Below are 19,058 nucleotides of genomic sequence, written 5' to 3' on the forward strand. Positions count from 1 at the left end.
CGCCGGCCTACCTGGGCTGCCCGGACAAATCGCTCACCGCAGGTCGCACGCACCGGCAATACCCGCAGCCAATGTCGCCGTTCGTCAACACGATCCACTTTCCAGCCTGAATGGAGGCGCGGGCAGCGGCCGGTTCCCGGGTTCCACGTCACGCGTCACTGCCTATACTTCCGACCAAAGTCGGCCCTACGACGCAGTACGCAGGGCTTCCGTCGCTCCCCCACGCCGGAACCGCGCATGCTCGAACGCCACAACGTCGCCATCGTCATCCCCGCCCTCAACGAATCGCTGCGCATCCGCAGCGTGGTCGAGGCGGCGTTGGGCGAGTGCGCGCACGTGATCGTGGTCGATGACGGGTCCGACGACGGCACCGCGGCGTGCATCGCCGACCTGCCGGTCACCGTGCTGCGGCACTCCACCCGCCGCGGCAAGGGCGCCAGCCTGCGCACCGGCTTCAACGAAGCGTTGCGACGTGGGCTGCGCGGCGTGGTCACCATGGACGGCGACGGCCAGCACCGCGCCGAGGACATCCCCCGCCTGCTCGACGCCGCCAACCGCTACCCGGGCCACCTGGTGATCGGCGCGCGGCTGCGCAAGCGTGCGCAGGCCCCGCTGTACCGCAAGCTGGCCAACCGTTTCGGTGACTGGGGCATCGCCTGGGGCACCGGTTACCAGATCGCCGACACCCAGAGCGGCCAACGATTCTACCCGTCCGAGGTCTGCGCGCTGCAGGACATCCCCGGTGAGGGCTTCGTGTTCGAGGCGCAGGTGCTGATTTCCGCCGCGCGCCAGCTGGGCACGCGGGTGGTGTCGGTGCCGATCGAATCGCGTTACCAGCAGGCCGGTGGCGAAGAGCAGTTCCGCGCCAGCCATTTCCGTCCGCTGCAGGACCTGGCGCGCATCACCTCGCACGTGGTGGCGCAGGTGCTGCGCCGCGGCGGGATGTGGTCGGTGTACCGCAGCATCCGCGCCCACCCGCCGCTGATCGACGATCCGAGCGGCGAGTTCGCGCCGGCGCGCGTGGGCCAACCAGTCATCACGCGGTGACCCTCACCCTGAATCCTGGCCTCGACTGGCTTCGGGATTCAGGCCGGGGGCTGACGGTTCTCCACCGTTCCGCGCCGGCCTTGGCTGCTACTCCTCGATAACGTGGATCGCCACGCCCACGGCTTGGCGCTGCGTGGTTGGAATACCCAGACCGCCGTAGATGCCCACGTGGCTGCGATGCACGCCCGTGCCCACACCCACCGACACCGGAGGCGCCACGCTGCCCACCCCCAGCAGCAGCACGCCGTTGGCGCCCAGCTTGGCCGCCTCGCGGCGCAACCGCTCGATCGCCGCATCGGTCTGCCCCGCCGTGCCAAAACCGATCGCACTGGACGACTCCAACCGCGCGATCTCCTCGAAGCGCTTCGGGGCCACGTGGTAGACCTTTACCTGCTCGACCGCGATGGCCGGGCGCGGCGGGGCGAGGATCACCCGGTGCGTGTTGGCGCAGCCGGCCAGCAACAGGGCGGACAGGGCGAAGGCGGTGATCAGGCGGCGCGGCGACATGGCGGCGGGACTCGGCGGGATTCGCTGAGCATACTCCGCGCACGCGGCTGAACCCCGGCTTCCTGCCCTCGCGGGCACGACGGGGCGCACCGGCAACGACTCCAGCCCGCCAAGTGACGTCCCCGCGACGGCGGCCCGCTATCATTGTCGCCATGACTTCGCCGCACCCGACCACCGGCCGTCCGCCGGTGGCCGACAATCCCTCCCCGCTCGCCACCCCCGCCCCCCGTTGGGCCGTGGACTACAGCGACGCCGACCTTGACACCCTGCTGGCCCGCGACGACACCCTGGCCGTGTTCGGCTTCGGGCGTGACGCCCCGCGCCACGACGACCCGCGCTACCTGCGCGTATCGCTGCAGCCGCACGGCGCGGCACCGCTGGAAGTGTGGCGCGCCGCCGGACCGGTGACGCGGGGCCGCGACGGCGACGTCGCCTGGGCCGAGGACGGCGCGCTGCAATTCGGGTCCATCGAGCTGGACGAACTGCCCGGCGACCACGACAGCGATATCGAGCGCACCACCGAGGCGATCTACCGGCGCCTGTCGGCGTTCCTCGCCGAGCGCGGCTACCCGCACCTGCTGCGGATGTGGAACTACCTCGACGGCATCACCGCCGGCGACAACGACGACGAGCGCTACCGCCGCTTCTGCGTGGGCCGCGCCCGCGCGCTGGGCGCGGTGGACCCGGGCAGCCTGCCGGCCGCCACGGCCATCGGCCGGGTCGACGGCGAGCGGCGACTGCAGGTGTACTGGTTGGCCGCGCGCGCGCCGGGCAGCCCGCTGGAGAACCCGCGCCAGGTCAGCGCCTGGCGTTACCCGCGCCAGTACGGCCCGCAGCCGCCCGGCTTCGCCCGCGCGATGCTGCCCCCGCCTGGCAGCGCGATGCCGTTGATGCTGTCGGGCACCGCCGCCATCGTCGGCCACGAGTCACGGCACCGGGATTCGGTCGAGGCGCAGCTGGACGAAGTGCTGGTCAACCTCGACCACCTCATCGACCGCGCACGCCAGCAGCGTCCCGAGCTGCCTGCGGCGTTCGGCGCGGGCAGCCGGCTCAAGGTGTACGTGCGCGATGCCGCCGAGTTGCCGCACGTGGCCCAAGCACTGGCCGCGCGCCTGCCTACGACGGTGCCGCATGTCGTGCTGCATGGTGCGGTGTGCCGGCGCGAGCTGCGCGTGGAAATCGACGGCGTACACGGCGCCTGAGCGGCCGTACCGGTTGCACCGGCAAGACACAGCGTGATCCGCGGACCCGACGCCTCCCCGCGCGCCCTGCCGATGCGGCATGATCATCGCATCGGCGCACGCGCCTTCGTCATGGAGACACTCGGATGGGACTGATCAGCCTGCTGTGGGGCATCGTCGCGATGCTGTGGATGATCGTGGCACTGATCCCACTGTTGGGATGGGGCAACTGGTTCCTGATCCCGTTCGCCGCGATCGGGGCGATCATCGCCGCGTTGGGCGTCCTGCTCAGTCGTCCGGGTCACCGTGGCCGCGCGAAGGCCGGCTTGGTGCTCAACGGGCTGGTGATCGTGGTCGGGATCGTGCGCCTGGGGATTGGCGGCGGCGTGGTCTGAACCCAGCGGCAGCCGCCGGACAGCAGCCCGCCGCGCCCGTGCGCGACGGCTACGGGCGTGGCGATGACGCCGCGATCAGGCAACCGCGGCGATCACCAATTCATACCGCTCAGGCCTTCTTCGCCCAGGCGCTGCACCAGCCCTTGGCGGCCACGGTGTTCTGCGGGAACAGGGTGCACGGTCCATAGGCCTGACCGTTGGCGCCCTTGTACAGGGTGCAGTTGGCGCAGTTGCTGCCGGGCTTGAACACCGGGTGTTTCACCGCGGCCGCGTTCTCGGTGTAGGCCAGCGCCTTGGCCTGCGGGTTGGCGGCGGTCAGCTTGGGCAGCGCGGCAGGCGCGGCGTGCGCCGGCAATGCCTTGAGCACCAGCGGAATCGCCGCGGCGGCGGCGGAGTAGGCGAGGAAACGACGACGACCGGGGTTGCTGAGATCCATGGCTTGGACACTGGGGTGGCTAGGATGGCGTCACTCTAGTGCGCTGCCGCACCGACGCCTTGACCGGTGTCAAATACGCGTTCGACAGCGCCGTGCGCAGCCTCGGCGTTCAGCGTCACAGCGGGATGACCCGCGGCAAAGGCCTGATCACGATCAAGCTGCGCCTGCCCACCGGGCGTACAATGCCCCGCCATGAGCTACCCCTACACGCGCCCGCGGCGGATGCGCCGCGACGAGTTCTCGCGTCGGTTGATGCGCGAGACGGTCCTCACCGCCAACGACCTGATCTACCCGGTCTTCGTCCACGAGCTCAAGGGACGCGAAGCCGTCGCCTCCATGCCCGGCATCGAGCGCCTGTCGATCGACGAGCTGCTCAAGGTGGCCGAGCAGGCCAGCGAACTGCGCGTGCCGGCGCTGGCCCTGTTCCCGGTCACCGCGCCGGAGGCCAAGTCGCTGACCGCCGAAGCCGCGTGGCAGGACGACGGCCTGGCGCAACGCGCCGTGCGCGCGTTGAAGGAACGCTTCCCTCAGCTCGGTGTGATCACCGACGTCGCACTCGACCCGTACACCGTGCACGGCCAGGACGGCCTGCTGGATGACAGCGGCTACGTGCTGAACGACGAGACGGTCGAGGCGCTGGTCAAGCAGGCGATCTCGCATGCGCGCGCCGGCGCCGACGTGGTCGCCCCCAGCGACATGATGGACGGCCGCATCGGCGCCATCCGGGGCGAGCTGGAAGTCGAAGGCCACATCCACACCCGCATCCTCGCGTACAGCGCCAAGTACGCCAGCGCGTTCTACGGCCCGTTCCGCGACGCGGTCGGCAGCGCCGGCGCACTGGGCAAGGGCAACAAGTACACCTACCAGATGGACCCGGCCAACAGCGACGAGGCCATGCGCGAGATCGCGCTGGACCTGGACGAAGGCGCGGACATGATCATGGTCAAGCCGGGCATGCCGTACCTGGACATCGTCCGCCGCGCCAAGGACGAGTTCGGCGCGCCGACCTTCGTCTACCAGGTCAGCGGCGAGTACGCGATGCTCAAGGCCGCCGCGCTCAACGGCTGGATCGACGAGCGCGGCTGCGCGCTGGAGGCGCTGACCAGCATCAAGCGTGCCGGTGCCGATGGCGTGCTGACCTACTTCGCGCTGGATGCGGCGCGGTGGTTGAAGGACGCGGGCTGATAGCTCGGAGACACGCCGTTCGTCCCGTGAAAAACCCGCCGGAACGGCGGGTTTTTCGTTGCCGGTGATCGTGGGGACACATGCCCGCAATCTGCCCTCAAGCACCTCACGGCGAGACTCAGCCCAGGCAGCCTCGTTTGCCCGTCACCGCGGGCGCCTTCATCCGATACAGGTCCAACCCTCCGGCGCGCGGCGATCGCGCACTGCCGGTGACCAGCAACTCACCTGGCTTGTTCCACTCCACCACCGGCCCCAGCGTCGTGGCGGCATCAGTGTTGAACGAGAGCTTGAGCGGCGCGATGCCGCCGTAACGCTTGCCGTCGCATTGCGCCAACTGCAACTGGGTCGGCTTGGCCTGGGCATCGGCCGAGCGCGCGAACACGATCGCCTCGCCATCGCCCAGCCACGCCGCGTCGAACTCATCCTCGCGCGTGTTCACCCCGGGCACCGGCTGCACGGCACCGAACGCCGCGCCGTCCCAGCGTGCGAAGAACAGGTCATGGCGCCCCGCGCCGCCGTGGCCATTGCCGGCGAACAGCAGCGTCTTGCCATCGCGACTCGGGGCCGGCGCCGACTCGTCGCCCTTGGTGTTGACGCCCGCACCCAGGTTCTCCAGCTTGCCGTAACCGCTGCCAGTCACAGGCGCGCGGTACAGGTCATCACCACCCCGCCCGCCGGAGCGGTCGCTGGAGAAGTACAGCCAGTGCCCGTCGGCGCTGAACATCGGCGAATGATCCTTGGCCTTGGTATTCAGCGAAAGCGGCTTCGCGTCCTGCCAGCGGCCGTCCTTGAGCGTGGCCTGCCACAGGTCCCAGCCGCCCGATCCGCCCTCGCGGTCGGGGCTGCCCCACACGATGCGCTGGCCGTCGGGACTGACCGTGCCGCGCACTTCGCTGGCCTTGGTGGACACCACGCCCATGCCTTCGATGCCGAATTCGGCCAGGGCGTAAGCCGTGCCGCCGAGCAGCAGCAGCGGGAGTAGACTGGAACCGATCAAGGCCGGGTTGCGCCGCATCGTGCGTCTCCTGGGTACTGGCCATGCAGTCTAGCGAGGGACCTGCCATGTCGAATCCGAACGCCGTTGCAAAACGTTTCGCGGTCATCGGCCACCCGGTTGCCCACTCGCTGTCGCCGCGGATCCACGCGACCTTCGCGCGACAGACCGGCATCGCCCTGGAATACACCGCGATCGACGCGGCGCCGGAAGCCTTCGACGCGGCCCTGGCCGCTTTTGCCGCCGAAGGCGGCGTGGGCGCCAACGTGACCCTGCCGCACAAGGAGCACGCAGCGGCGATCTGCAACAACCTCAGCGATCGCGCCCGCCGCGCCGGCGCGGTCAACACGCTGGTCCGCACCACCATTGGCTGGGACGGCGACAATACCGACGGCGCCGGCCTGGTCCGCGACTTGACCGAGCGCCACAGCCGCGACCTGCGCGGCCGCAAGGTGTTGCTGATCGGCGCGGGTGGCGCGGCGCGCGGCGTCGCCCCCACCCTGCTGGATGCCGGCATCGCCAGCCTGTACATCGTCAACCGCACCGCCAGCCGCGTGGATGCGCTGGCCGATGCGCTGGGCGAACCGGATCGCGTGCACCCGCGCTACCTGGACGACATCGGCGCGCTGGGCAACTTCGACCTGGTCATCAACGCCACCTCGGCGGCGCGCGGCGCGGGGCTGCCGGTGCTGCCGGGCACGCTACTGGCGCCGCGCTGCGATGCCGTCGACCTGAGCTACGGCGAGGCGGCGATTCCGTTCCTCTCTTGGGCGCGCGCGGCCGGCGCCCACCTGGTCATCGATGGGCTGGGCATGCTGGTGGAGCAGGCCGCGGAGAGCTTCCAGCGCTGGCACGGCGTACGCCCCTACACCGACGAGGTCTACGCCGCGCTGCGCGAGCGGGACGACGCGCTGGTCACGGCGGACTGAGCCGTACTCCCATGGATTGCCGCGCGCGCTGCGGCGCGTGCTGCATCGCGCCCTCCATCACCTCGCCGATTCCCGGCATGCCGCGCGGCAAGCCGGCGGGGATGCCGTGCGTGCAACTGGATGACGAGTACCGTTGCCGCCTGTTCGGCAAGCCTGAACGGCCGGCCTTCTGCGCCACCCTGCAGCCCGCGCCCGACCTGTGTGGTCGGTCGCGCGAAGAGGCGTTTGGCCTGATCGAGTTGCTGGAGCGACAAACCCAGCCTTGACGCGCCCCGGAGCGCTCCGGGGCAATGAAGCTCAGCGCACGATCCTCGGCGCGCCGTCGTCCATGCCCAGGTAGTGGTCCTTCAACCGCACGTAGTGGCCGGCGCTGTACTGCAACTGCTCCAGTTCGCGCTCGGTCAGCTTGCGCGCGAAGCGCGCCGGGTTGCCGAGCCACAGCTCGCCTTCGCCGACCACCTTGCCCGGCGACACCACCGCACCCGCGCCGACGAAACCGAAGCGCTGCACGTGGCAGCCGTCCAGCAGTCGCGCGCCCATGCCGACCAGCGCGAACTCGTCGACGGTGCACGCATGGATGATCGCGCCGTGGCCGATGGTCACGTCGTTGGCGATGAGCGTCGGCAAGCCGCCCGGGCGCGTGTACGGCCCCTCGTGGGTGACGTGGACGATGGTGCCGTCCTGCACGTTGGTGCGCGCGCCGATGCGGATGTGGTTGACGTCGCCGCGGACCACGCAGCCGGGCCAGATCGACGCGTCGTCGCCCAGCACCACGTCGCCGATCACGGTGGCGGCCGGGTCGACGTAGACGCGTTCGCCGACGACGGGGAAATGTTCGAGGTAGGGGCGCATGGTCATCGGGCGATATTACGCCCCGATCCCGCCGCCGTGACGGGCCACCCCACGTGCACCATCAACCTCAGTTCAGCACATGCGTGAAAGGCCGGCACCGCAGGATCGCGACACAACAACCACGCGCGTTGCAACCGCCGCGACCCACATGACCGCTGCCAGACAGGCAGTGTGATGGCAGCGGCCGGTGTGGAAGGTCGGCACTGTCGCCGCACCGCCCAGGGATGGGACTACACTCGCCCGTATGGACATCACCGCCGACACCACGCCCCAGGAACTGACCGCCACGCGCGAGCGCCTGCGCGTGGCGTGGCAGGCCCGCAAACCCGACCTTGCCCAGCGCCGCCGCGACCTGCAGCGCCTGCGGGAGGCGTTCCGCGCCGCGATACCGGCGATGGACGCGGCGATCAGTTCCGATTTCGGCCACCGCTCCGCCCACGAGAACCTGATTTCCGAAGCGATGGTCACGCTGGCCGAGATCAACCACGCGCTGCGCCACCTGCGGCGCTGGTCGCGCCCGCAGCGTGCCGCGGTCGGCTGGAAGCTGTGGCCGGCCACCGCCGAGCTGCGTTACGAGCCGGTCGGCGTGGTTGGCATCATCGCGCCGTGGAACTACCCGGTGAACCTGGCGCTCGTGCCGCTGGTCTCGGCCATTGCCGCGGGCAACCACGTGTACCTCAAGCCGTCCGAACACACTCCGCGCACCAGCGCGTGGCTGCGCCAGTTGCTGGCCGACGTGTTCCCACCCGACCGCGTGGCCGTGGCCCTGGGCGGTGCCGAAGTCGGGGCCGCGTTCGCAGCACTGCCGTTCGACCACCTGTTGTTCACCGGCTCCACCGCGGTGGGGCGCAAGGTGATGGCCGCTGCCGCGCCCAACCTGACCCCGGTGACGCTCGAGCTGGGCGGAAAGGCGCCGGCGGTGGTCTGCGCCGACTTCCCCATTGGCACCGCTGCCGCGCGCATCGCCACCGGCAAGTGGTTCAACGCGGGGCAGACCTGCATCGGCGTGGACTATGTGCTGGTCGATGCCGCACGCCGCGATGCGCTGGTGCATGCGCTGGTGCATGAGCTGCGCGAGCGCTACGGCCACGACTTCGTCCACACCGACGCGTACACGCGGGTGATCAACGAAAGCCAGTTCCGCCGCCTGCACGGCTACCTCGCCGACGCGCGCGAGCGTGGCCACGCCGTCGTCGAGCCGTTCGCCGACGCGGCACAGCGGCATGCTGCCCTGATCGAGGAGGAACACCTGTTCCCACCGGTGCTGGTCATCGACCCGGCGATGGACGCCGAGGTGATGCGCCATGAGATCTTCGGCCCGATCCTGCCGGTGCTGTCATACAGCGACCTGGACGAGGCGATCGCGCGGATCAACGCACTGGAGCGGCCGCTGGCGCTGTACCCGTTCAGCAACGACCGCGGACGCGTAGACCACATCCTGGCCAGTACGCTGGCCGGCGGCGTGACGGTCAACGACACCCTGTTGCACTTCGGTGCGCACGGCTTGCCGTTCGGTGGTGTCGGTGCCAGCGGCATCGGCGCGATCCACGGCCGCCACGGGTTCGAGACCTTCAGCAAGGTCCTGCCGGTGCTGCGCCAGCGTCGCTTCGCCGCCAGCGACTGGCTCAAGCCGCCATACCACGGGCATATCGACCGCCTCATCCGCTGGCTGGCGAAATAGCCGGCCGGCTTTCGCGATCGCCGGCGCCACCTTCATCAGGAGCGCTCGCGTCGGGGCTCTGGACGTCGCTCAGCCCCGGAATGCGTGCAGCGCGTCGAGCGTGCGCTGCAGTCCCACATCGTCCACATCCCGATGCAGCACCAGGCGCACGCGCGGGGTGTAGCCCACCGACACGCGCACCCCGGCCGCCTCCATATGCGCGCGGAGGGCGTCGACTCGCCCGCTGGTCACATCGAGGAACACCATGTTGGTGTGCTGCGCCACCACGCGCACTGCCGGTGCACCGTCCAACGCCGTCGCCAGCTGCGCTGCGCGTGCGTGGTCGTCGGCCAGCGCCGTCACGTGATGGTCCAACGCGTGCAGTCCGGCCGCGGCGAGGATGCCGGCCTGGCGCATGCCGCCGCCGGCGACCTTGCGCCAGCGCCGCGCGCCCCCGATCAGCGCCTGCGTACCGAGCAGCACCGAGCCCACCGGCGCGCCCAAGCCCTTCGACAGGCACACCGAGACACTGTCGAAATGCACCGCGATGGTCCGCGGTGGCACACCCTGCGCCACCGCCGCGTTGAACAACCGCGCACCATCCAGGTGCAGCGCCAGGCCGCGGCGGTCGCACAACGCGCGCGACGCCTGCAGGTAGTCCAGCGGCAGCACCCGCCCGTGCCAGGTGTTCTCCAGGCAAACCAGCCGGGTCCGCGCGTAATGCGCATCGTCCAGCGGCTTGATCGCCTGCTCGACCGCATCCAGCGGCAGGCTGCCGTCCGCGGCCTGCACCAGCGGCTGCGGCTGGATCGAACCCAGCACCGCGGCGCCACCGCCCTCGTAGCGGTAGGTGTGCGCGTCCATGCCGACGATGTACTCGTCGCCGCGCTCGCAGTGGGCCAGCAGCGCCAGCAGGTTCGACTGCGTACCACTCGGTACGAACAGGCCCGCCACGAAGCCCAGGTCAGCGGCCAGCCGCTCCTGCAGCGCGTTGACGGTGGGGTCCTCGCCGTACACGTCGTCGCCCACCTCGGCGCGGGCCATGGCCTCGCGCATCGCCTGCGTGGGGCGGGTCACGGTGTCGCTGCGCAGATCGACGACGGGCATGGCATTGGGCATGGCGGGCGGCAAGGGCAGGGCGGAAATTCCATCATGCCACTGCCGCCGACTAGACTGTGCCGATGAAGATCGCCAGCTGGAACGTCAATTCGCTCAACGTCCGTCTGCCGCACCTGGAGCAGTGGCTCGCCACGTTCGGGCCGGACATCGTCGGCCTGCAGGAAACCAAGCTGGAGGACAGCCGCTTCCCCGATGCCGCGCTGGTCGGTGCCGGCTACCGCAGTGTGTTCGCCGGGCAGAAGACCTACAACGGCGTCGCCATCCTTTCGCGCGCGCCGGCCGAGGACGTGCAGGTTGGCATCCCCGGCTTCGAGGACGAGCAGAAGCGCGTCATCGCCGCGACCGTCGGCGGGGTGCGCATCGTCAACCTGTACGTGGTCAACGGCCAGGACGTGGGCACCGACAAGTACGCCTACAAGCTGCGTTGGCTGGAGGCCGTGCACGACTGGATCGCGCAGGAACTGCAGCGCCACCCCGAACTGGTGGTGCTGGGCGACTTCAACATCGCGCCCGACGCACGCGACGTGCACGACCCGGCGGTATGGAATGACGACCACATCCTTACCTCCACCGCCGAGCGCGACGGCCTGCGCCGGCTGTGCGCGCTGGGCCTGCACGATGCGTTCCGCCTGCACAGCGACGTGGCGGGCGAGTTCAGCTGGTGGGATTACCGCCAGGCCGCGTTCCGCCGCAACCTCGGCCTGCGCATCGACCTGACCCTGGTATCGGATGCGCTGCGTGCGCGCTGCGTGGCCGCCGGCATCGACCGCGAACCGCGCACCTGGGAGCGCCCCAGCGACCATGCGCCGGCCTGGGTGGAACTGGGTGCCTGATAACGCGGAAGGCCCGGACACAGGTCCGGGCCTTCGACGTTGCAGCGTAAGCGCGACTCAGCGCACTCGGCCGCGGCGGAACAGGTTGACGATGCCGAGCAGGACGATCGCGCCGACCAGCGACAGCAGCAGGCCGGTGATCGAGAAGTTGCCGTCGTTGATGTCGCCGCCGCCGATGCCGAGCATGCCGCCCAGCCAGCCGCCGAGGAACGCGCCGACGATGCCGACGATGACATTCAGGAAGATGCCCTGCTGGCCGTCGGTCTTCATGACCATGCTGGCCAGCCAACCGATGATGCCGCCGACGATCAGCCAGATGATGATGCCCATGGTGGTCTCTCCTTGTAAGTGAGGTTTGCTGTTCGGGGTGGACTGCACCCCGCGTTGGGGGTGGACGCAGTGTCCCTAGATGAACGTGATGGCGATGTCTGCGAAATCAGGCAGTTGCGTGATGAACGGGTGACGATTTCCCGGGAATTTTCACGATTGCCAACGGGTGCCGATGGCCCCGCCGGTGCTCCGCCCGCCGGGTGCTTACACTGGCGCCCGTGAACACCCCGCCGCCTTCGCCGACTTCGCTCCCCGCACCGCGCATCGCATGGTTGCCGCGCGACCGCGCGCAGCCGGGGCAGGTGCAGGTGGCCGCGTGGCTGGCCGAATCGCTGGCCATCGAACCCACGCGGGTGGCCTTCGCGCGCGACACATTCGGCCGGCCGTACCTGCAGCCGCCACTGCAGGCGCACGACTGCAACTGGAGCCATAGCGGCGAGGGCCTGCTGGTGGCCGTGGGCGAGGGCATCGACCTTGGCGTCGACCTCGAATGGCGGCGACCGCGGCCGCGTGCGCTCGCCCTCGCCGAGCGCTTCTTCGCCGCGCCGGAAGTGCAGTGGCTGCGGGCGGCGCCCGAGGACGTCCGCGAAGCGCGGTTCCTGCGCCTGTGGTGCGCCAAGGAAGCGGTGCTGAAGGCGCACGGGCAAGGGCTGTCGTTCGGCCTGCACCGGCTGGTGTTCGTGGAACACGATGAAACACTGGTCCTGCACGACTGCGATGCCGCGCTCGGCCCCGCCGCGGCATGGACCGTGCGCGAACTCGCACCGGCGCCGGGATACCTCGGTGCGATGGCGTGGCGCCGGCGCAGGGAATAAGGCGCGCGGCACGACGACCGCGTCACTGGCGCGCCACGCGATGCGCGGGTTCGCGCGCTGCGCGTGCAGCCGTCATACTTCGCCCCGCATGAACACGCCCGACCTGCCCGCCGACCTGCGTCCCCTGCTCGAATCCGGCCTCGTCCGCCTCGGTCTGGACCCGGCGCTGGCCACCCCGCTGCTGGCCTACCTCGCGCTGCTGGTGCGCTGGAACAAGACCTACAACCTCACCGCCGTGCGCGACCCGCACGAGATGGTGACCAAGCACCTGCTCGATTCGCTGGCCATGGCCCCCTATGTGGAGGCGATCGCCGCGCGCGGCGGCGCCCTCGCCGACCTCGGTACCGGCGCCGGCCTGCCCGGCATCCCGCTGGCCATCGCCAAGCCCGGCCTGCGCGTCACCCTGGTCGAAAGCAACGGCAAGAAGGCCCGCTTCATGCGCGAGGCGGTGCGTCAATTGGGACTCAAGGACGTGCGCGTGGCCGAATCGCGCATCGAGGCGCTGGCCGAACCGAGCGCCTATGACGCCATTACCGCCCGCGCGCTGGCCACCCTGCCGCTGATCCTCGAACTGGGCGGCCACCTGCTCAAGCCCGGCGGCGAGCTGCTGGCGATGAAGGGCGTGCACCCGGTCGACGAGATCGCCGAACTGCCCGCCGGCTGGGCGGTGCGTGCCTCGCATCCGCTGACCGTGCCAGGGCTCGAGGCCGAACGACACCTCGTGGTGGTCGGGCGCTCCACGACTGCCTGAGCCGCCGGTCCCTCCGGCGGCGGGGCCCCGCTCGTCCAGCGACGGCCCCGGCTCGCTCACGGCAAAGCGTGATAGCCGCCGCACTTTTGTCCACTCGGCAGCCTCCGACCGCAGCATGCATAATCATCGGTCCGGCCCCGCGCCGGGTCCCATCCGCCACTGACCAGGACGAGCCGCATGGCCCGCATCATCGCCGTCGCCAACCAGAAAGGCGGGGTCGGCAAGACCACCACCGCCGTCAACCTGGCCGCCGCCCTGGCCAAAACGCCCAAGCGCGTGCTGCTCGTCGACCTCGATGCGCAGGGCAACGCGACCATGGGCAGCGGCATCGACAAGCGCGAGATCGAGTCCTCCATCTGCGATGTGCTGCTGGGCGAGGCCGACACGGCCAGCATCCTCAAGCGCACGGCCGAAGACTTCGACCTGCTGCCGTCCAACATCGAGCTGACCGCGGCCGAGATCAGCCTGATGAACCAGAACGACCGCGAGCAGCGCCTCAAGGCCGCGCTCACGCCGTTGCGCGCGCAGTACGACTACATCCTGATCGACTGCCCGCCGGCGCTGTCGCTGCTGACCCTCAATGCGCTGACCGCCGCCGACTCGGTGATCGTGCCGATGCAGTGCGAGTACTACGCCCTGGAAGGCATCAGCGCCCTGCTCGACACCATCAACGCGCTCAAGGCCCGCCTCAACCCGGGGCTGGAGATCGAAGGCGTGCTGCGCACCATGTTCGACGTGCGCAACAACCTGGCCAACGCGGTGTCGGCCGAGCTGACCAACCACTTCGGCGACCGCGTGTTCCGCACCATCGTGCCGCGCAACGTACGCCTGGCCGAGGCGCCCAGCCACGGCCAGAGCATCGTCGGCTACGACCGCGCCAGCCGCGGCGGCATCGCCTACATGGGCCTGGCCGGCGAAGTGCTGCGCCGCCAGCGCGAGCGCGAGCAGGCCGCGAAGACCGCGCAGGGCGCCACCAAGGAGGTGGCCGCATGAGCAACGCCAAGGGCGGTGCCGGCGCGAAGAAGCGCGGGCTGGGCCGCGGCCTAGAGGCCCTGCTGGGCCCCACGGCGGCCGCGCAGGCCCCGGTACTGGAAGCCACCCCGGGCGACGTGCTGCGCACGCTGCCGGTGGACGCACTGCAGGCCGGCAAGTACCAGCCGCGCAAGGTCTGGGACGAGGACAAGCTGGCCGAGCTGGCCGAGTCGATCCGCGCGCAGGGCGTGATCCAGCCCATCGTCGTGCGCGAGATCGCCGACCATGGCGGCAAGACCTACGAGATCATCGCCGGCGAACGCCGCTGGCGCGCCAGCAAGCTGGCCGGCCTGGCCGAGATCCCGGTGGTGATCCGCGAGGTGGACGACCGCACCGTGGTCGCCATGGCGCTGATCGAGAACATCCAGCGCGAGGACCTCAACCCGCTGGAAGAGGCCAACGCGCTGCAGCGGCTGATCGACGAGTTCGACCTGACCCACGCCCAGGCTGCCGAAGCCGTGGGTCGCTCGCGCGTGGCGGTATCCAACCTGCTGCGCCTGCTGGAGCTTCCGCCGGAAATCCGCGTGCTGGTGGAGACCCGCGCGCTGGACATGGGCCACGCCCGAGCACTGCTGGCGCTGACCCCGCAGGCCGCCATCGCCCTGGCCCGCCAGGCCGCGGAGGCCGGCTGGTCGGTGCGCGAGGTGGAGCACCGCGTGCAGCAGCTCGCCGCGGGCGCCATCCCGACCAGCAGCACCGCCAAGGCCAAGCCGGCCAAGGCCAAGCCGCAGGCCGACATCGCCTCCCTGGAGCGCGAGCTGTCCGAGTCGCTCAGTACCAAGGTCAATGTGCTGCACGGGCGCGGCGGCAAGGGCCGGCTGGTGATCCACTACACCGACCTGGATTCGCTGGAAGGCGTGCTGGAACGCCTGCGCGGCCGCGTGGAAGCCTGAGTCCCGGCGCACGGCGGCCGGCCGCGCGTCGTCGCCCGATCCCCATCACCGCCCGAAGCGGCGCCCACTTCGATGGCGCCTCGCTGCCGCGCTCGGCGGCGGCGCGCGTTTTCGTTGACAATAGGCCGACGCGGACGGCCCCGTACGGCCCCAACCCCCGAGACCGATGACGACCAGCCCCCAACTCTCCGTCGTGGTGCCCGTGTTCAACGAGCGCGACAACGTCGCCCCGCTGATCCATGAGATCACCGCCGCGCTGCGCGGGCGCGCCCCGGCCGACGGCGGCGACTTCGAGATCGTCTACGTCGACGACCACTCCCGGGACGACACGCTGGCCGTGCTGCAGCAGCTCAAGGCCGAAGTGCCGGAACTGCGCGTGGTGCACCACGTCACCCAGAGCGGGCAGAGCACCGCGATCCGCAACGGCGTCAAGGCCGCGCGCGGCGCGTGGATCGCCACCCTCGACGGCGACGGCCAGAACGACCCGGCCGACATTCCCAAGCTGATCGCCGAGCGCGCCCAGGCCGCGCCGGAGGTCAAGCTGTTCGCCGGCTGGCGCGTCAACCGCCAGGACAGCGGCAGCAAGCGCTGGGCGTCGAAGTGGGCCAACGCGATCCGCAGCCGCATGCTGCGCGACGACACCCCCGACACCGGCTGCGGCATCAAGCTGTTCGAGCGCGAGGCGTTCCTCGACCTGCCGCACTTCAACCACATGCACCGCTACCTGCCGGCGCTGATGCAGCGCGCGGGCTGGAAGACGGTGAGCGTGCCGGTGCACCACCGCCACCGCACCGCGGGCGTGTCCAAGTACAACAACCTCAACCGCGCGCTGGTCGGCATCAGCGACCTGCGCGGCGTGGCATGGTTGATCAAGCGCGGCAAGGTCACGCGCGTGGAAGAGGTCTGAACATGCCCGTCGACCTGGTGCCGGTTGACTTCATGAACACGCCGATCGCGTGGCTGGAGTGGACGGGGCTGCACATGTCGCCGTGGAAGGTGATCGGCCTGACCGGCGCGCTGATGTTCGGCGGGCGCTGGGCGGTGCAGTTCCTGGCATCGCGCCGACACGGCAAGCCGGTGATTCCGCGGCTGTTCTGGTACATGAGCCTGCTGGGCAGCGCGATGACGCTGAGCTACTTCCTGTTCTCGCAGAAGCAGGACTCGGTGGGGATCATCCAGAACCTGTTCCCGGCGTTCACCGCGGCGTACAGCCTGTACCTGGACATCAAGCACCGCGGCTGGAAGCGCGATCGCGCTTCGCATTGATCTTGCTCCGGAGAGAGCCGACGAGCCCGACGGGCATTGCTGCCCGGCTCCGTCGGCACATCCCGGCGGAAGGGCGCAGCCATGCTCCATGTCCTCGGCCCCGCGCCCCCCAAAAAAAACCCCACGAAAGGGCAAATGCGACCTTGCCCCCAAGGTGCGAAGATCGGCCTTTCGCCACCTGCCGGACGCCGTACGCCGTGAAGCCCCTGCTGCCCACCCTCCTCGCCCTGCACTTGGCGCTCGCGCCGATCGCTCTCGCCCGCGCCGACGCCTCCAGCGCCGATGCCCGCTTCGAGGCGATCTACGCCAAGGAATGGACGTGGCGGCAGCGTGAAACCGGCGGCGCCGACGAAGACAGCGACACCTCCGGTGGCAACACCCGCTTGCCCACCGTGGATGCCGCCAGCCAGCAAGCGCGGCTGAAGGTGTGGGAAGGCGTACTGCGCCAACTCGACGCCGTCGATGCCAACAGTCTCTCGGCGGAAAACCGCATCAACCTCGCCGTGTACCGTGCGCAGGTCGAGAATCTCGCCGCCGACGTGCGCCTGCGCGGCTACGAGATGCCGTTCAACTCCGACTCGTCGTTCTGGTCCAACCTCGGTTTCATGGCGCGCACCACCTTCAAGGACACGAAGGATGCCGAGGCCTACGTCGCGCGGCTCAACGACGTGCCGCGCCACTTCAACCAGCAGATCGGCAACATGCGGGCCGGGCTCGCGCGCGGCTTCAGCGTGCCGCGCGCGGTGCTGGACGGCCGTGACGTGTCGATCGCCGCCGTCACCCAGCTCAGGGATCCGGAGCAGGCGACGCTGTACGCGCCGTTCCGCAAGCTGCCGAACGGCATCGCCGCCGCCGACCAGGCGCGTCTGCGCGAGGCCGCGCGCACGGCGATCAAGGACAAGGTGATTCCCGCCTACGGCACGCTGCTGGCCTTCTTCCGCAACGAGTACGTGCCGAAGGCGCGTACCACGCTGGGCGCATCGCAAATGCCCGGCGGCGCCGACTACTATCGCCAGCAGATCCGCGAATACACCACCCTGGACCTGTCGCCCGACGAGATCCACGCCATCGGCCTGCAGGAAGTGGCGCGCATCCAGGCGCAGATGGACGCGATCATCCAGCAGGTTGGTTTCAAGGCGCCCGAGGGCCAGGCCACCTTTCCCGCGTTCCTGCACTTCCTGCGCACCGACCCACAGTTCTACGTGACCACGCCGCAGGCGCTGCTGGAGCGCGCGGCGTGGATCGCCAAGCGCGTGGACGGCGAGGTCGGCAAGGTCATCGGCACGCTGCCGCGCGGGCGCTTCACCATCATCCCGGTGCCGGACGACATCGCCCCGTTCTGGACCGCCGGCCGCGGCGGCAACGGCACCTACTGGGTCAACACCTACAACCTGCCCTCGCGACCGCTGTACAACCTGCCGGCGCTGACCCTGCACGAGGCCTCCCCGGGCCACGCGCTGCAGGGCGCATTGGCCGAGGAGCAGACCGGCCAGCCCGACTTCCGCCGCAAGTCCTACATCTCCGCCTACGGCGAGGGCTGGGCGCTGTACACCGAGAAGTTGGGCCAGGAGATGGGCATCTACCAGACCCCGTACGAGGAGTTCGGCCGCCTGACCTACGAGATGTGGCGCGCCTGCCGGCTGGTGATCGACACCGGCATCCATGCGAAGGGCTGGACCCGCGAGCAGGCCCTGGCCTACCTGCGCGACCGCACCGCGCTGAGCGAGCACGAGGTCACCACCGAGGTCGACCGCTACATCTCCTGGCCGGGCCAGGCGCTGAGCTACAAGCTGGGCGAGATCGCGATCGTGAAGCTGCGCGCCGAGGCCGAGCGCGAGCTGGGCACCCGATTCGACGTGAAGACCTTCCACGACGCCATCCTGCGCCAGGGTTCGCTGCCGTTGCCGGTGCTGGAGACCGAGGTGCGGCGCTGGATCGCCGAGACGAAGGCGGCGCCAGCGGAAGGTGCCTCGAAGTCCAGCGACAAGGCGGGCTGAAGCGTGAAGTCCCCCGGAGCGTGCTGATCCGGGCGGCCTGACCGATCAGCAAGGCTTGGGGCCCTTGGGGCACGGGGCGAAGCCCAAGGGGCGCTCCGTCAACGCGACGGCGGGGCACCCCCGGGTGACTTCGGGCCGTCCCCTCACGCCAAAGCCCCCCCAAGTTGCCCACAGGCGGGGGTTCTGGAATAATGTGCGGCTCGCTGTGTCCAGCCTGCCCGCAGGGCAAGCATGGCGGCTCCCCGGAAGCGCGATTCCGGACCGCCTGGTTCCAGTGACCGCTCCGCCCGCACGGGGAGCACACACCCCACCCGTATCGCGCGCCGTTCGCGGATCTCCGCAGCCGGCAGGGCCGCCCGCCTCCCTGGCCAAGGGAAGCCCCAATTACCTTTCGAGGTGCGTATGTCCCGAGTTTGCCAAGTAACCGGCAAGCGCACTGTGACCGGCAACAACGTGTCACATGCGATGAACAAGACCCGCCGCCGTTTCCTCCCGAACCTGCATGAGCGCCGGTTCTGGGTTGCCAGCGAGAACCGCTGGGTGAAGCTGCGTGTTTCCACTGCTGCCCTGCGCACCATCGACAAGAACGGCATCGACTCCGTTCTGGCCGAGCTCCGCGCCCGCGGCGAAAAGATCTGAGGAGGACTGAACCATGGCTTCCAAGCGTGACAAGATCCGCCTGATCTCGTCGGCCGGCACCGGCCACTTCTACACCACCGACAAGAACAAGAAGAACACCCCCGGCAAGATGGAGATCAAGAAGTACGATCCCGTCGTGCGCAAGCACGTGCCGTACAAGGAAGGCAAGATCAAGTAAGCCCACCGGCTTGCGCGAT

The 19,058-nt window shown here is 69.9% G+C and carries 23 protein-coding genes; 17 read left to right on the forward strand and 6 right to left on the reverse strand.

The annotated features are described in order from the left end of the window. Nucleotides 1-237: 237 nt before the first annotated feature. Complete coding sequence (locus tag N800_RS09560) at nucleotides 238-1,047, forward strand: glycosyltransferase family 2 protein (RefSeq protein ID WP_036137594.1); 810 nt, start codon at nucleotides 238-240, stop codon at nucleotides 1,045-1,047. Nucleotides 1,048-1,134: 87 nt separating this feature from the next. Here N800_RS09560 and N800_RS09565 read toward each other — a convergent pair whose 3' ends face one another. Further along, nucleotides 1,135-1,554 carry a hypothetical protein gene (locus N800_RS09565; RefSeq protein ID WP_052108132.1) on the reverse strand — a complete coding sequence of 140 codons (420 nt, stop codon included), beginning with the start codon at nucleotides 1,552-1,554 and terminating at the stop codon, nucleotides 1,135-1,137. 152 nt (nucleotides 1,555-1,706) lie between these two features. Between N800_RS09565 and N800_RS09570 the strand changes: the two genes are divergently transcribed. Further along, entirely contained in the window at nucleotides 1,707-2,756 is a 1,050-nt protein-coding gene (locus N800_RS09570; protein ID WP_232227586.1) for a chorismate transformation FkbO/Hyg5 family protein, read from the forward strand. Between the two features lie 125 nt (nucleotides 2,757-2,881). Then, a complete protein-coding gene (locus N800_RS09575) occupies nucleotides 2,882-3,130 on the forward strand; it encodes a hypothetical protein (RefSeq protein WP_036137597.1) in 249 nt (82 codons plus the stop codon). Nucleotides 3,131-3,239: 109 nt separating this feature from the next. Here N800_RS09575 and N800_RS09580 read toward each other — a convergent pair whose 3' ends face one another. After that, nucleotides 3,240-3,566, reverse strand: coding sequence for a high-potential iron-sulfur protein (locus N800_RS09580; RefSeq protein WP_036137600.1), 327 nt, complete (start codon nucleotides 3,564-3,566; stop codon nucleotides 3,240-3,242). Between the two features lie 192 nt (nucleotides 3,567-3,758). Between N800_RS09580 and hemB the strand changes: the two genes are divergently transcribed. After that, nucleotides 3,759-4,751, forward strand: coding sequence for a porphobilinogen synthase (gene hemB, locus N800_RS09585; RefSeq protein ID WP_036137602.1), 993 nt, complete (start codon nucleotides 3,759-3,761; stop codon nucleotides 4,749-4,751). 118 nt (nucleotides 4,752-4,869) lie between these two features. On the opposite strand, the gene N800_RS09590 is transcribed toward hemB, so the two are convergent. Further along, on the reverse strand, nucleotides 4,870-5,766 hold the full coding sequence (locus tag N800_RS09590) for a TolB family protein (protein ID WP_036137605.1): 897 nt from the start codon (nucleotides 5,764-5,766) through the stop codon (nucleotides 4,870-4,872). Between the two features lie 47 nt (nucleotides 5,767-5,813). Between N800_RS09590 and aroE the strand changes: the two genes are divergently transcribed. Further along, nucleotides 5,814-6,674 carry a shikimate dehydrogenase gene (gene aroE / locus N800_RS09595; protein WP_036137607.1) on the forward strand — a complete coding sequence of 287 codons (861 nt, stop codon included), beginning with the start codon at nucleotides 5,814-5,816 and terminating at the stop codon, nucleotides 6,672-6,674. A gap of 11 nt (nucleotides 6,675-6,685) precedes the next feature. Beyond that, entirely contained in the window at nucleotides 6,686-6,940 is a 255-nt protein-coding gene (locus N800_RS09600; RefSeq protein ID WP_084087447.1) for a YkgJ family cysteine cluster protein, read from the forward strand. Nucleotides 6,941-6,971: 31 nt separating this feature from the next. On the opposite strand, the gene N800_RS09605 is transcribed toward N800_RS09600, so the two are convergent. Next, a complete protein-coding gene (locus tag N800_RS09605) occupies nucleotides 6,972-7,532 on the reverse strand; it encodes a gamma carbonic anhydrase family protein (RefSeq protein WP_036137613.1) in 561 nt (186 codons plus the stop codon). A 181-nt stretch (nucleotides 7,533-7,713) separates the two neighbouring features. Here N800_RS09605 and N800_RS09610 point away from each other — a divergent pair, with 181 nt between their 5' ends. Continuing rightward, entirely contained in the window at nucleotides 7,714-9,207 is a 1,494-nt protein-coding gene (locus N800_RS09610) for a coniferyl aldehyde dehydrogenase (RefSeq protein WP_269635143.1), read from the forward strand. Nucleotides 9,208-9,276: 69 nt separating this feature from the next. Here the strand turns inward: N800_RS09610 and ltaE are convergent, their stop codons facing one another. After that, nucleotides 9,277-10,293: a low-specificity L-threonine aldolase gene (gene ltaE, locus N800_RS09615; RefSeq protein WP_036137705.1), complete on the reverse strand. Its 1,017-nt coding sequence runs from the start codon at nucleotides 10,291-10,293 to the stop codon at nucleotides 9,277-9,279. Between the two features lie 74 nt (nucleotides 10,294-10,367). Between ltaE and xth the strand changes: the two genes are divergently transcribed. Further along, entirely contained in the window at nucleotides 10,368-11,138 is a 771-nt protein-coding gene (xth, locus tag N800_RS09620; RefSeq protein ID WP_036137619.1) for an exodeoxyribonuclease III, read from the forward strand. Between the two features lie 57 nt (nucleotides 11,139-11,195). Here the strand turns inward: xth and N800_RS09625 are convergent, their stop codons facing one another. After that, entirely contained in the window at nucleotides 11,196-11,468 is a 273-nt protein-coding gene (locus tag N800_RS09625) for a GlsB/YeaQ/YmgE family stress response membrane protein (RefSeq protein ID WP_036137622.1), read from the reverse strand. Nucleotides 11,469-11,686: 218 nt separating this feature from the next. On the opposite strand from N800_RS09625, the gene N800_RS09630 reads away from it, so the two are divergent. The 9 genes from N800_RS09630 (at nucleotide 11,687) to rpmG (ending at nucleotide 19,039) form a co-directional block, all read left to right on the forward strand. Further along, nucleotides 11,687-12,283 carry a 4'-phosphopantetheinyl transferase family protein gene (locus tag N800_RS09630; protein WP_084087456.1) on the forward strand — a complete coding sequence of 199 codons (597 nt, stop codon included), beginning with the start codon at nucleotides 11,687-11,689 and terminating at the stop codon, nucleotides 12,281-12,283. Nucleotides 12,284-12,371: 88 nt separating this feature from the next. Further along, nucleotides 12,372-13,034 (forward strand): 16S rRNA (guanine(527)-N(7))-methyltransferase RsmG, encoded by a 663-nt coding sequence (gene rsmG / locus N800_RS09635; RefSeq protein WP_036137624.1) that lies wholly within the window; start codon nucleotides 12,372-12,374, stop codon nucleotides 13,032-13,034. Between the two features lie 177 nt (nucleotides 13,035-13,211). Continuing rightward, complete coding sequence (locus N800_RS09640) at nucleotides 13,212-14,027, forward strand: ParA family protein (RefSeq protein ID WP_036137626.1); 816 nt, start codon at nucleotides 13,212-13,214, stop codon at nucleotides 14,025-14,027. Beyond that, nucleotides 14,024-14,959, forward strand: coding sequence for a ParB/RepB/Spo0J family partition protein (locus N800_RS09645; RefSeq protein ID WP_036137630.1), 936 nt, complete (start codon nucleotides 14,024-14,026; stop codon nucleotides 14,957-14,959). The genes N800_RS09640 and N800_RS09645 overlap by 4 nt, the downstream gene beginning before the upstream one ends. Before the next feature lie 166 nt (nucleotides 14,960-15,125). Continuing rightward, a complete protein-coding gene (locus tag N800_RS09650) occupies nucleotides 15,126-15,866 on the forward strand; it encodes a glycosyltransferase family 2 protein (RefSeq protein ID WP_036137633.1) in 741 nt (246 codons plus the stop codon). A gap of 2 nt (nucleotides 15,867-15,868) precedes the next feature. Further along, nucleotides 15,869-16,225: a lipid-A-disaccharide synthase N-terminal domain-containing protein gene (locus tag N800_RS09655; protein WP_036137636.1), complete on the forward strand. Its 357-nt coding sequence runs from the start codon at nucleotides 15,869-15,871 to the stop codon at nucleotides 16,223-16,225. A gap of 197 nt (nucleotides 16,226-16,422) precedes the next feature. After that, nucleotides 16,423-18,222: a DUF885 domain-containing protein gene (locus N800_RS09660; RefSeq protein WP_036137639.1), complete on the forward strand. Its 1,800-nt coding sequence runs from the start codon at nucleotides 16,423-16,425 to the stop codon at nucleotides 18,220-18,222. Nucleotides 18,223-18,624: 402 nt separating this feature from the next. Next, nucleotides 18,625-18,861 carry a 50S ribosomal protein L28 gene (gene rpmB, locus N800_RS09665; protein WP_036137641.1) on the forward strand — a complete coding sequence of 79 codons (237 nt, stop codon included), beginning with the start codon at nucleotides 18,625-18,627 and terminating at the stop codon, nucleotides 18,859-18,861. Between the two features lie 13 nt (nucleotides 18,862-18,874). Then, nucleotides 18,875-19,039: a 50S ribosomal protein L33 gene (rpmG, locus tag N800_RS09670; RefSeq protein ID WP_036137644.1), complete on the forward strand. Its 165-nt coding sequence runs from the start codon at nucleotides 18,875-18,877 to the stop codon at nucleotides 19,037-19,039. Nucleotides 19,040-19,058 lie beyond the last annotated feature (19 nt).

This window comes from Lysobacter daejeonensis GH1-9 (assembly GCF_000768355.1).
Classification (GTDB): Bacteria; Pseudomonadota; Gammaproteobacteria; order Xanthomonadales; family Xanthomonadaceae; genus Aerolutibacter; species Aerolutibacter daejeonensis.